We start from the raw sequence: 12,061 nt of genomic DNA, 5'->3' as shown, positions 1-12,061 counted from the left end.
GCGTCCGGCGGCCGTCTTGGGCCGATACCCGCACCAGAGGGCGAACAGAGCAGCCCAGGGAACCGACAGGCGCAGCAGATCGCTACGCGCTCCTCACGTCTCAGCGTCCAGCGACCGTCTGGGGCGATGCTTTCGAGCATCCGCAAATGGCCCTGAGCCATAGGCTGTTCGGTGTCGAGCTGCACAGAGAAGGGGCATGGCCGTGTCATCCGATACACCCCCCGACCCGTACGACAATCCTGTCGCGTTCGGGCAACGTGTTCAGATCTACCGCACCCGCCGAGGCATGACCCGAGAGCAGTTGGCCGGACTTCTCGGCCATCACCCTTCGTGGGTCAAGAAAGTGGAGACCGGCGCCATGAGAATGCCGAGACTGCCGGAAATCCTCGCCATTGCCCAAGCCCTCCGTGTCCGTCGGCTGAACGATTTGGTGGGGGACATCAAGGCGCAGAACACCGACTTGTTCCTCGGCCCCGGACACGATCAGTTGCCGGCCGTACGGGCTGCGCTCACCGGCTTTCCGGCTGTTGGGGACGTTCAAGCCCCTTCGCGGGACTTCCTGCGGGCGGCCTTGGACGCCGCTTGGGCCGCACGGCACAAGGCGCCGAACCACCGGGCGGTCATCGGCACGTTGCTGCCCGGACTGATCCGGGACACGCAGCTCGGGGTCAGGCAGGCGGAGACCGCTGCCGACCGGCGGGACGCTCTGCGGCTCAAGGCGGAGACCTATTTCCTCGCCCAGTTCTTCGTCGCCTACCAGCCGGACCCCGCGCTGCTCTGGCGGGTTGCCGACCGAGGCATGAACGCCGCGCAGGAGTCCGAGGACCCTCATGCCATCGGTGTCGCTGCCTGGCTGTCCGCTCAGGCGCACCGCGACTCCGGCCAGTACGACGAGGCCGACGATGTGGTCCAGCAGGTACTGCGACTGCTGGAACCCGGGTTGGCGGACGCTCCGGTGGAAGTCCGGGCGATCGTCGGCGCGTTGCGGGCAGAAGCTGCTCTGACTGCCGCGAAGCGGCGTGAGACGGGTGCCGCTTGGGGGTGGTGGGAGCGAGCGGAACGTGTGGCCAAGGAGCTTCCGGCCGGCTACTTCCACCGGGTGACGAGCTTCGGGCGGCCGGTGATGGGCGCGCACGGGGTGACCGTCGCGGTGGAACTGAGGACCGGCGGTGAGGCGGTGCGGCAGGCGGCCGGCTCGGAGACGGCGGTCATCCCGTCACTGCCGCGCAGGGCACGACACCGGATCGAGCAGGCCCGCGCCTACCAGCTCGACGGGCAGCCGGACGTGGCGCTGGCGACGTTGGAACAGGCTCATGCGGTGGCACCGGAGACGACCCGGTACAACGGCTACGCGCGGGCCATCGTGTTGGAGGAGGCGGCGTCGCGGCTGCCGGAGAGGCGGCAGCGGGCCAGCCGACTGGCAGTGGACATCGGCCTGTTGGCCGCTTAGGCGGAAGGGGCCCGAACCGGGCCCCTTCTTCCCGGCATTCGTCCCTACCGTCGTAGTTCATCACCCTGAAGACGGTAGGGAGTGGCCGCATCATGTGCAGCTGTGCCTGCGACGAGACCTCGCACACCCTTGTGGTGGCGGAACCCAGTACGGATCTGCTCGACCGGGCGTTGGCCGGCTGGGAGCGCTTCCTCGGCACGTTCGAGGCGGCGTCCGATGAGTGAGTGCTACGAGTACGTGCCGCACCGCCTCCTCCGGCAGCGTGTGCGCGACATCGCATCGGGCGTCGAGGGCGTGCTGATGGCCGTGATCAACGAGAACGTCTCCGACACCGGTATCGAGCGCTGGATCGAGCTCGCCTACATCCGTGGTGCCTGCGGTCGCGAATTCACCACGGCCGTCACCAACGTCGAACCCGCCCACGTACCGTCCTGTGAATGACTACCGAGATCCGGCATGGTGTCGAGGACGACCTCGAAGAGCTGACCCGCATCTACAACCACTACGTCATCGAGACGCCGATCACCTTCGACACCGACCCGTTCACCCCCGAACAGCGGCTGCCGTGGCTGCTGGCCCATCCTGCGTCGGGGCCGCACCGGCTCCTCGTGGCCGAGGAAGGTGGAAAGCTCCTCGGCTACGCGACGAGCAGCGCCTTCCGCCCCAAGCCGGCGTACGCCACCTCCGTGGAGACCAGCGTCTACCTGGCACCCGAGCACGTCGGCCGCGGCGTCGGCGGCCTGCTGTACACCTCGCTGTTCGAGGCGCTGGAACAGGAGGACGTCCACATGGCCCTCGCCGGAATCGCCATGCCCAACGACGCGTCCCAGCGCCTCCACGAACGCTTCGGCTTCCGGCACGTCGGCAGTTTCGAACAGGTGGGACGGAAGTTCGGACGCTTCTGGGACGTGTCCTGGTACCAGAAGACGATCACGCGAGCTTGAGCACGCTCTTCACACCGGCGTGGTCGGAGGGCCACAGGCCCGACGGGGTGCGCTCGGCCTGGGTGTCGCCGACGGTGTGGGCCGACCGGGCGGTGATGTGGCCCCGGAAGAGGACGTGGTCGATGCGCCGGGTGAGGGTGGAGAAGGGGTTCCGCAGGTCCGGGGCCTGGTGAGCGGTCAAGCCGAGGTTGTGGTGCCGGGTGGCGGTCCAGGCGTCCTTGAAGCCCGCGGCCACGAGACGGGCGTAGCTCTGGGTCCCGCTGCCGTCGGCGTCCGAGTTGAGGTCGCCGAGGAGCACGGTGGGCAGTGTGGTGTTCAGGGGGCCGGTGAGAAGTTCGCCGGCCTGGGCCTCCTGGACGGCCGCCGAGCCGGGTTCGAGGTGGGTGGTGACCACCCGGGCGGTGCGGCCGTGCACGGTGGCGTCGGCCGCCACCCAGCCGCGCTCGACCCGCAGGGGCGGATTGGGCGGGCAGCCCAGCACGGGACGGCAGATCGGCAGGAAGGCCTGGAAGTGGCCGGTCTGCGCATTGGCCACGGGGACGTCGGCGCGGGCCAGGAGCACGTCCCGGTCGGTGAGCCGGATGTCCTGCAGCCCGTTCGGCGTGGACCGCGGGGCTTCGAAGTCGCTGCCGACGGTGACCTCCCCCACGACCTTGTAGTGCTTGCCCCGGGTGGCGAGCGCCTTGAGCAGGATCTTCAGGAAGTCGTACTCGACATGCGTGGCGCTGCCCGGCCCCGCAGGCGTCTGGCTCCGCCACAGCACGGCTTCCTGCAGCCCCACGAGGTGGGGGTCGGCGTGGACGATTTCCTCGGCCAGCGCCTGGGCCCGTTCGGGGAAGTTCGTCGCCTGGACGTTCGCGTAGGCCGCGGTCACCGCCGCGATGAGGCCCTGCGGGGTCGTCGCCGCGAGCACCGGCCCGGGGTCGGCCCCCAGGTACAGATTGCGTGTCAGCACTCGCAACTCGGCGGGCGGATTGGCGGCCGAGGCCGCGGACCCGGGCGCGAGCAGCGCGAGCGCGCACAGGAGGGATGTGAACCAACGGCGTGTCATACGGGCGACCCTTCCGGTGGAAACCAGGCGAACGCCCCGAATCTAGGCTGAAGGCCGCAATGCGGCGATCCGACCGTAGGCCGCCCGGCCTACGCCTGCCGCCATTCAGCGCCTGCCGTGCCCGGAGGGGGTTCTACGCATCATTTGGTGCAGGTATCAGCCCCAGACGGTCGTCGGTCGTCGGTCGCCGAGAAAGGAGGAGCGCGTAGCGATCTGTCGCGTCCATGTTTTCCGGGCGGTTCTGTTCGTCCTCTGGTGCGGGTATCAGCCACAGGCGGCCGCCGGCCGCTGAGACGGGAGGAGCGCGTAGCGATCTGTCGCGCCTGGCGGCTCCGAGGGAGGTCCTGATCAACCTCGCGTGCGGGTAGTCGCTCCCCTGGCCCGGAATCGGGACTGGACGGGCCCGGATGCCCGGCGGGCCGGCCCCCGGCCCCTCGCCTGGTCCCTGAGACGCCCGTCCCTCCAACTATCGACCGTGCCGTTTCTTTGGGGGTTTCCCGGCAGTCTTTCGGCTTTCCGGTTCGGGTCGGTCGGTCAAGGGTCGCCGAAGGCGATCACGAAGTGACGCGACGAAGGAGCGCCCTTGAGGGACCGGCCCGAACCGGAAGGACGATGGGACTGACGGGAAGCCCCCAACCCTCCCTGAGACCGCCCCGCTACGACTCCGCCCCCGCACCCCCGCCCCCCAGCAGGCGGGCCTTCGCCCTGCTGAACTCCTCCCGGGTCAGCAGCCCCTCCCGGGTCAGGTCCGCCAGTTGGTTCAGCTCCGTCACCAGGCTGCCGGGCAGCGGTGGAACCGCCGGAGCCCCCGGGCCGGGGGCGGAGGGGGCTTCCGCCGGAGCCGGCTGCGGTTCTTCCTCGGCGGTGGGAGCCGGGGGGCCGGGCTCCCCCTCCCAGGGCGACTCCTCCCGGTGCTCCCCGTCCCCCACCCGGTCCCCGAACTCGTCCCTGACCCGGTCCCCGAACTCGTCCCCGTACTCGTCCCCGAAGCCCTCCACCACCGCCTCCCCGGTGTCCTCCGCCTGCGCCCACTCCGCCGCGCCCGCCGCCCGGCGCAGCAGGCCGCGCAGGAGGGGCCGGCCCGCCGGGCGGACCGCCGCCTTGACCGTGTCACCCACCGGACGGATGAACATCACGCCGCCCCCACCCGCTCTGCCGGGATCCGGACCGAGCCGACGATCCGCCCGCCCGCCGCCCGTACGGCGACGGCCGCGTCCTGGGCCCAGACGTGTTCGACCACCAGCAGCAGCGCGCAGCTGCCCCGGTCCAGGAGCTCGGCCGCCTCGCGGACGTCCTCCGGGCCGATCAGCCGGGCCACGTCCCGGCCCGCCAGGATGCCCTGCAGCTCCACGAACTCGTCGAACTCCGCCGCCAGTACCTCCCCCGAGGCGGTCTTCGTCGTGACGAGGCCGTCGATCAGCCGGACCACCCCGGTCTTGCGCAGTCCCATCACGGCCTCGACCGCCGGGACCCGGAGCTGCTCCTCCGGGAAGGCGAGGACGATGAATTCCACAGGTCCCATGAGCCGGGGCTCCTCACTTCTGAGCGTTCTGCCTGACCGTTCCTGCCTGACCGTTTCTGACGACTCTTCGGCACCCTATGACATAACCGGACATACCAGCCGCGACCTTGCTACGTTTCCCCATATGACCGCTCTGACGGCGAAGGTGACGGAGCCCGCTCCGCCGCCGCCCCCCGACGCCCGCGCCGCCAAGCGCCGCGGCATCGAGCTGACGCTCCTCGCGGGCGCGGTCCTGATCTCCGTACTCGGACACCTCTACGTCGGCCTCGCCGCGGACGGCCGGACCAACCGGGCCCCCGCCGCCGCCCCCTACGCCGCCGGGCTCGGCGGGGCCGCGCTGCTCGCGCATCTGGCCGTGCGGCTCAGGGCCCCGTACGCCGATCCGCTCCTGCTGCCCATCGCCGTCCTGCTCAACGGGCTCGGCCTGGTGCTCATCCAGCGCCTCGACCTGGCCACCCCCGGGGCGCCCGGGGCGGAGGACCAGCTGCGGTGGTCGGCGCTCGGGGTGGTCCTCTTCGTCCTCGTCCTGTTCCTCCTGCGCGACCACCGCATCCTCCAGCGGTACGCCTACCTCTCCGTCGCCGCCGCCCTCACCCTCATGCTGCTCCCCGTCTTCTTCCCGGCCGTCAACGGCGCCCACATCTGGATCCGCTTCGCCGGGCTTTCGTTCCAGCCGGGGGAGCTCGCGAAGATCCTGCTCGCCCTGTTCTTCGCCGCCTACCTCGCCGCGAACCGCACCGCCCTCGCCCTCACCGGGCGCCGGCTCTTCTGGAAGCTCCGCCTCCTGCCCGGCCGGGTGCTCGGGCCGATCCTCGCGATCTGGCTGCTCAGCGTCGGCGTACTCGTCCTGGAGCGGGACCTCGGGACCTCGCTGCTCTTCTTCGGCCTCTTCGTGATCATGCTGTTCACCGCGACCGGGCGGATCGGCTGGATCGCCATCGGGCTGCTGCTCGCAGCCCTCGGGGCGTACGCCGTCGGGACTCTCGAACCCCACGTCCACAGCCGGGTCCAGGACTGGATGAATCCTTTCGCCTCCATCGAGCGCGGCGACGGCCCCGGCCAGCTCGCCCAGTCCCTCTTCGCCTTCGCCGCGGGCGGCCTGCTCGGCGCCGGCCTCGGCCACGGCCAGTCGTTCCTCATCGGCTTCGCCGCCAAGTCGGACTTCGTCCTCGCCACCGCCGGAGAAGAGCTCGGCCTCGTCGGCCTCACCGCCATCCTGCTCCTCTACGGGCTCCTCGTGTCCCGGGGCTTCCGCGCCGGACTCGCCCTGCGCGACCCCTTCGGGCGGCTGCTGGCCACCGGGCTCGCCTCGATCGTCGCCCTCCAGGTGTTCGTCATCGCGGGCGGCGTCACCGGTCTGATCCCGCTCACCGGCATGGCCATGCCCTTCCTCGCGCAGGGCGGCTCCTCCGTGGTCACCAACTGGATCATCGTCGCCTTCCTCGTCCGGCTCAGCGACAGCGCCCGCAGACCCAGACCCGGCCCCGATCCCGGCCCCGATCCCGGCCCTGATCCCGGCCCCGATCCCGGCCCCGGCGCAGGGGAGGCCGCCGCGTGATCCGCTACATCCGCTGGTGCGCGTACTTCTGTGCCCTGCTGCTCGCCGCCCTGCTGGCCAACGTGGCCCGGGTGCAGGTGTGGGAGTCCGCCGCCTACGGCGCGAACCCCGCCAACAAGCGCCCCGCCATCGAGCGCTACGCCGAACCGCGCGGCGACATCCTGGTCGACGGCCGGCCCGTCACCGGCTCCCGCGACAGTCGCCAGCTGCTGCGCTACGAGCGGACCTACACCGACGGCCCGCTCTACGCGCCCGTCACCGGCTTCTCCTCACAGACGTACGGGACCAGCTTCGTCGAGCGCGCCGAGGACGCCGTCCTCTCCGGCACCGACCCGGGGCTGTCCGTCTTCCCCCTCTGGTACGACCTCTCGCGCGGCCGCCCCGGCGGCGGCGACGCCGCGACCACCCTGCGCGCCGCCGTGCAGCAGGCCGCGTACCGGGGTCTCGGCGGCAAGCGCGGCGCGGTCGCCGCCGTCGAGCCGGCCACGGGCAGGATCCTCGCCCTGGTCAGCAGCCCCTCCTACGACCCAGGGGTGCTCTCCGGCACCGGTACGCGGGTCAAGGCGGCCTGGGAGCGGCTGAACGCGGACCCCACCCGGCCGATGCTCAACCGGGCGCTGCGCGAGACCTACCCGCCGGGCTCCACCTTCAAGATCGTGACGGCGGCCGCCGCCCTCGACGCGGGCGTGGTCACCGACGTCGACGCCCCGACCCGGACCCCGGACCCGTACCCGCTGCCCGGCACCAGCACCCTGCTGCCGAACGCGGCCACGGGCTGCGCGGAGGCCTCGATGGCGGAGGCGGTGCAGTGGTCCTGCAACACGGTGATGGCCGACATCGGGGTGCGGGTCGGGCTGCGCGGGATGGTGGAGGCGGCGGAACGCTTCGGGTTCAACGACGAGGGGCTGCGGGTGCCGTCGTGGGTGTCGCGGTCGAACTTCGACACCGACATGAGCCCGGACCAGCTGGCGCTGTCCTCGATCGGGCAGTTCAACACCAAGGCCACCCCGCTGCAGATGGCCATGGTCGCGGCGGCCGTGGCCAACGGGGGCGAGATCCGCACCCCCTACCTGGTGGAGCGCACGACCCAGGACGACGGCTCCCTGGTGCGGCGTACCGACCGGCGCACCCTGAGCCGGGCGATGAGCCCGGCCACGGCGCTGCGCGTGCAGGAGCTGATGGTGAAGGTGGTGGAGGACGGTACGGGGCGCAACGCGGCGATCCCGGGCGCGCTGGTCGGCGGCAAGACCGGGACCGCGCAGCACGGCGTCGGCAATGCCGGTACCCCCTACGCCTGGTTCATCGCCTGGGCCCGCGGGCAGGACGCGCCGCAGCCGGCGGTGGCGGTCGCGGTGGTGGTCGAGGACGCCTCGGCGGTACGCGGGGACATCAGCGGCAACGGCGCGGCGGCCCCGATCGCGCGGGCGGTGATGGAGGCGGCGCTGCGGCCGGCCACCCCCTAGCCCGCGGGCGCTCGCCGTCAGAGCCGCGCGCCCGCGCCGTCAGGCCCGCGCACGCTCGCCGTCAGGCCCGCCATGCTCGCCGTCAGCCCTGCGCGCCCTCCTGGATGGCGGCCTCCACCTCCGCCACCCGCTCCCGCTCCTCGGCGGCGAAGCGCTCGCGGTCCAGCGACTCGGCGATCTCCTCGTCCTGGGCCATCAGCAGGTCGAGGTTGGAGTCGCCCATCTCGAAGACGCCCATCTCCAGGTACGCCTTCTGCAGCCGGTCCCCCCACAGCCCGATGTCCTTGACGCACGGCACGATCCGGCTGAACAGCAGCTTGCGGAACAGGTGCAGGAACTCCGACTGCTCGGTGTACTCCACCGCCTCCCGCCTGGGGATGCCGAAGTTCTCCAGCACCTCCACCCCGCGCAGCCGGTCGCGCATCAGGTAGCAGCCCTCGATGACGAACTCCTCGCGCTCGCGCAGTTCGGCGTCCGTGAGCTGCTTGTAGTAGTCGCGCAGCGCCATCCGCCCGAAGGCGACGTGGCGGGCCTCGTCCTGCATCACGTACGCGAGGATCTGCTTGGGCAGCGGCTTGTCCGTCGTGTCGCGGATCATCCCGAAGGCGGCCAGCGCCAGCCCCTCGATCAGCACCTGCATGCCGAGGTAGGGCATGTCCCAGCGGGAGTCGCGCAGGGTGTCGCCGAGCAGCCCCTGGAGGCTGTCGTTGATCGGGTAGAGCATCCCCACCTTCTCGTGCAGGAAGCGCCCGAAGATCTCGGCGTGCCGGGCCTCGTCCATGGTCTGGGTGGCGGAGTAGAACTTCGCGTCCAGGTCCGGCACGGACTCGACGATGCGCGCCGCGCACACCATCGCGCCCTGCTCGCCGTGCAGGAACTGGCTGAAGTTCCAGGCGCTGTAGTGCCGGCGCAGTTCGCCCTTGTCCCGCTCGGTCATCTTCGCCCAGTGCCGGGTGCCGTGGAGGGTCAGCGTCTCGTCGGGGGTGCCGAGGGGGTCGTACGGGTCCACCTCGATGTCCCAGTCGATGCGCTTGGCGCCGTCCCACTGCTTGTCCTTGCCCTTCTGGTACAGCGCGAGGAGGCGGTCGCGCCCCCCGTCGTACTCCCAGCTGAAGCGGGCCGCGCCGGAGGCGGGGACCGGCCACACGGTCTCGTCCGGGGCCTGGGTGTAGAGCTCGTGCGTCGACACTGACGCCTCCTCGTCTCGCGTACTGCGTCTCGCGTACTGCCTTGCGGGAGTGGACAGTTGGCAGAGTCACACGTTGGTAGACGTGGGGTCAACAAGTCGCGCGCGAGGGATTGACGGCCTTGCTGACAAGGAGTCTCATAAGGGGTGACCGCAGGTAACCCCACAGGTGACCCAGACAGGCAACCCGACCGCGAGGTGCCCGAAGCCATGACGACAGTGACGGAACGAGCCGCGCTGAGGGACGCCCTCGGCCTCCTCAAGGACCGTGAGCAGATCGCCGAACGACTCCTCGAATCCTCCGCCAAGCACTCCTTCGACCCCGACCGGGAACTCGACTGGGACGCCCCGCCGATCGACGGCAAGTACTACTGGCCGCCCGAGCTGCTCTCCCTCTACGACACCCCGATGTGGAAGAAGATGGGCGAGGAGCAGCGCATCGACCTCTCCCGCCACGAGGCCGCGTCCCTCGCCTCCCTCGGCATCTGGTTCGAGATCATCCTCATGCAGCTCCTGGTCCGGCACATCTACGACAAGTCGCTGACCAGCAACCACGTCCGCTACGCACTCACCGAGATCGCCGACGAATGCCGGCACTCCATGATGTTCGCCCGCATGATCCAGAAGGGCGGAGCCCCCGAGTACCCGGTCACCCGGCTCAACCACAACCTCGCCCGCATCCTCAAGACCGTCTCCACCACCCCCGGCTCCTTCGCCTGCACCCTCCTCGGCGAGGAGATCCTCGACTGGATGCAGCGCCTCACCTTCCCGGACGAGCGCATCCAGCCCCTCGTCCGCGGCGTCACCCGCATCCACGTCATCGAGGAGGCCCGGCACGTCCGCTACGCCCGCGAGGAACTGCGCCGCCAGATGCTGACCGCCCCCCGCTGGGAGCAGGAACTCACCCGGATCAGCTGCGGCGAGGCCGCCCGCGTCTTCTCCGTGGCCTTCGTCAACCCCGCCGTCTACGAGAACGTCGGCCTCGACCGGCGTGAAGCCGTCGCCCAGGTCAAGGCCAGCGGCCACCGCCGCGAGGTCATGCAGGCCGGCGCCAAGCGGCTCACCGACTTCCTCGATGACATCGGCGTCCTGCGCGGCGTCGGCCGTCGGCTCTGGCGCAGCTCCGGCCTCCTCGCCTAGACGGGTCGTCTACTCTGCGGGCATGACCGTACGGGCGTACCGCAGGCTGAGCGTCGAGGAGCGGCGCGCCCAACTCCTCGACGCCGCGCTGTCGTTGTTCGCGCACCGCGCCCCGGAGGAGATCTCCCTCGACGACGTCGCAGAGGCCGCGGGCGTCTCCCGCCCGCTGGTCTACCGCTACTTCCCGGGCGGCAAACAGCAGCTGTACGAAGCCGCGCTGCGCTCGGCCGCGGACGTCCTCGAACTGTGCTTCGCCGAACCCCAGACCGGCCCGCTCACCCAGCGGCTGTCCCGCGCCCTGGACCGCTACCTGGCCTTCGTCGACGAACACGACGCCGGCTTCGCCGCGCTGCTCCAGGGCGGCAGCGTCGTGGAGACCTCCCGCACCACGGCCACGGTGGACGGCATCCGCCGCGCCGCCGCCGAGCAGATCCTCCTCCACCTCGGCGTCCCCACCCCGGGCGCACGGCTGCGGATGATGGTCCGCACCTGGATCACCGCCGTCGAGGCCGCCTCCCTGATCTGGATCGACGAGGGCAAACAGCCCGACGCCGCCACCCTCCGCGACTGGCTGGTGGACCAGTTCATCGCCCTGCTCACCGCCACGGCCGCCACGGACCCGGAGACGGCCTCCGCCGCCCGCGCGGCCCTCGCCCTGGAACGCCCGGACGGCCCGGCGGGCGTCCTGGCCCGCCGCGTCATCCCGGTGGTCTCCGAGGCCGCCCACCTGCTGTGACACTGGTGGGGTGAGAAGCGAACCGACCCCCTTCGAGGGCGGGCCGATGGACGGCCGCGTCCTCCCGATCCTCGTGGGCCCGACGGGCCACCCGCCGAAGTGGTACGAGATCCCGGTCCCGGCAGCGGACGGCGGCCCCCCGACGGTACTGCTGTACGAGCGCGTGCCGTCGGGGTACACGAAGCGGCTCGGGCTGCAGAAGGGGTGGAAGTACACCTACTCCCCGACGGGTGAAAAGCCGAAGCTCCGCTGGCCGTGGACAAAGCCCCGCAGCGGCCGCTGACCCACCGACGGGGCCCCGGGAGCGTGTCCGAGCGGACCCGCCTCACAGCCGGTTCGGGGGTTTCCCGTCAGTCCCATCGTCCTTCCGTGTCGTGCCGGCCTGTCAAGGGCGCTCCTTCGTCGCGTCGCTTCGCGATGTCGCTTCGCTCCACCCTTGACAGCCCGACCCGCCCCGGAAAGCCGAAAGACTGCCGGGAAGCCCCCGAAGGAACGGCACGGTCCATCATTGGAGGAGCGGCCGTGTCAGCGATGAGGCGAGGGGCCGGGCGCCGGCCCGCCGGGCATCCGGGCCCCCACATCTGCGATTCGGGACCGAGGGCGCGACTACCCGTACGAGAGGCCGATCAGAGCAGCCCAGGCGGCGTCCGGCCGCGTCGGATCGCTACGAGCTCCTCGTCTCTCAGCGTCCGGCGACCGCCTTGGGCTGATATCCGCACCAGAAGGCGAAGAGAGCAGCCCAGGCGGCGGATGGGCGCGCCGGATCGCTACGCGCTCCTCCCGGCTTGGCGTCGGACGGCCGTCTTGGGCTGGTGTGGGGTGCGATCGGGGCGGACGAAGGCCTTCGAGGAGCAAACAACGCCTCCCGGAGGCCCTTTGGCCGCTTGTCGGGGGGTGGGGGGGGGGTGTTTCCCCCCCCCCCCCCCCCAAACAACACCCCCCCCCCCCCCACCCCCCCCCCACCCCCCCCCAAAACAGAAGGGTTAGTCTGTTGTTTCCTCCACCCCCCCC

General features: G+C 71.1%; 13 protein-coding genes. 9 read left to right on the top strand and 4 right to left on the bottom strand.

Annotation, left to right across the window (positions count from 1 at the left end):
• The first annotated feature begins 202 nt into the window (after nt 1-202).
• The 4 genes from AC07A6_RS37080 (at nt 203) to AC07A6_RS37065 (ending at nt 2,394) form a co-directional block, all read left to right on the top strand.
• The gene (locus AC07A6_RS37080) at nt 203-1,450 is read left to right on the top strand and encodes a helix-turn-helix domain-containing protein (RefSeq protein ID WP_478780064.1); all 1,248 of its coding nucleotides are present in this window, start codon (nt 203-205) and stop codon (nt 1,448-1,450) included.
• 92 nt (nt 1,451-1,542) lie between these two features.
• The gene (locus AC07A6_RS37075) at nt 1,543-1,674 is read left to right on the top strand and encodes a hypothetical protein (protein ID WP_478780063.1); all 132 of its coding nucleotides are present in this window, start codon (nt 1,543-1,545) and stop codon (nt 1,672-1,674) included.
• Nucleotides 1,667-1,891 (top strand): hypothetical protein, encoded by a 225-nt coding sequence (locus AC07A6_RS37070; protein ID WP_478780062.1) that lies wholly within the window; start codon nt 1,667-1,669, stop codon nt 1,889-1,891. The genes AC07A6_RS37075 and AC07A6_RS37070 overlap by 8 nt, the downstream gene beginning before the upstream one ends.
• Nucleotides 1,888-2,394, top strand: a complete 507-nt coding sequence (locus tag AC07A6_RS37065; protein WP_478780061.1) for an N-acetyltransferase family protein — start codon at nt 1,888-1,890, stop codon at nt 2,392-2,394. The genes AC07A6_RS37070 and AC07A6_RS37065 overlap by 4 nt, the downstream gene beginning before the upstream one ends.
• Here AC07A6_RS37065 and AC07A6_RS37060 read toward each other — a convergent pair.
• The 3 genes from AC07A6_RS37060 to AC07A6_RS37050 all read right to left on the bottom strand — a co-directional run bounded on the left by AC07A6_RS37060 (nt 2,381) and on the right by AC07A6_RS37050 (nt 4,967).
• Nucleotides 2,381-3,445 (bottom strand): endonuclease/exonuclease/phosphatase family protein, encoded by a 1,065-nt coding sequence (locus tag AC07A6_RS37060; protein ID WP_478780060.1) that lies wholly within the window; start codon nt 3,443-3,445, stop codon nt 2,381-2,383. The genes AC07A6_RS37065 and AC07A6_RS37060 overlap by 14 nt on opposite strands.
• Nucleotides 3,446-4,101: 656 nt before the next feature.
• On the bottom strand, nt 4,102-4,563 hold the full coding sequence (locus AC07A6_RS37055) for a hypothetical protein (protein WP_478780059.1): 462 nt from the start codon (nt 4,561-4,563) through the stop codon (nt 4,102-4,104).
• Nucleotides 4,564-4,577: 14 nt separating this feature from the next.
• Nucleotides 4,578-4,967 (bottom strand): DUF6325 family protein, encoded by a 390-nt coding sequence (locus AC07A6_RS37050; RefSeq protein ID WP_007266531.1) that lies wholly within the window; start codon nt 4,965-4,967, stop codon nt 4,578-4,580.
• A 124-nt stretch (nt 4,968-5,091) separates the two neighbouring features.
• On the opposite strand from AC07A6_RS37050, the gene AC07A6_RS37045 reads away from it, so the two are divergent.
• The gene (locus AC07A6_RS37045; protein WP_478780058.1) at nt 5,092-6,525 is read left to right on the top strand and encodes an FtsW/RodA/SpoVE family cell cycle protein; all 1,434 of its coding nucleotides are present in this window, start codon (nt 5,092-5,094) and stop codon (nt 6,523-6,525) included.
• Nucleotides 6,522-7,988 carry a penicillin-binding transpeptidase domain-containing protein gene (locus tag AC07A6_RS37040; RefSeq protein WP_478780057.1) on the top strand — a complete coding sequence of 489 codons (1,467 nt, stop codon included), beginning with the start codon at nt 6,522-6,524 and terminating at the stop codon, nt 7,986-7,988. The genes AC07A6_RS37045 and AC07A6_RS37040 overlap by 4 nt, the downstream gene beginning before the upstream one ends.
• A gap of 82 nt (nt 7,989-8,070) precedes the next feature.
• Here AC07A6_RS37040 and AC07A6_RS37035 read toward each other — a convergent pair whose 3' ends face one another.
• Nucleotides 8,071-9,177 carry a ferritin-like domain-containing protein gene (locus AC07A6_RS37035; protein ID WP_386273242.1) on the bottom strand — a complete coding sequence of 369 codons (1,107 nt, stop codon included), beginning with the start codon at nt 9,175-9,177 and terminating at the stop codon, nt 8,071-8,073.
• A gap of 207 nt (nt 9,178-9,384) precedes the next feature.
• Here AC07A6_RS37035 and AC07A6_RS37030 point away from each other — a divergent pair, with 207 nt between their 5' ends.
• Genes AC07A6_RS37030 through AC07A6_RS37020 form a run of 3 tightly spaced genes read left to right on the top strand, consistent with a single transcriptional unit; the run spans nt 9,385 to nt 11,333 of the window.
• Nucleotides 9,385-10,314: an AurF N-oxygenase family protein gene (locus AC07A6_RS37030; protein WP_478780056.1), complete on the top strand. Its 930-nt coding sequence runs from the start codon at nt 9,385-9,387 to the stop codon at nt 10,312-10,314.
• A gap of 22 nt (nt 10,315-10,336) precedes the next feature.
• A complete protein-coding gene (locus AC07A6_RS37025; protein WP_362467202.1) occupies nt 10,337-11,050 on the top strand; it encodes a TetR/AcrR family transcriptional regulator in 714 nt (237 codons plus the stop codon).
• 10 nt (nt 11,051-11,060) lie between these two features.
• Nucleotides 11,061-11,333 (top strand): hypothetical protein, encoded by a 273-nt coding sequence (locus AC07A6_RS37020; protein ID WP_478780055.1) that lies wholly within the window; start codon nt 11,061-11,063, stop codon nt 11,331-11,333.
• Nucleotides 11,334-12,061 lie beyond the last annotated feature (728 nt).

The sequence above is a fragment of the Streptomyces sp. NPDC044002 genome, from assembly GCF_056434525.1.
Note: the sequence above shows the minus strand (reverse complement) of the source record. Positions and strands in the feature narration are given on the sequence as shown.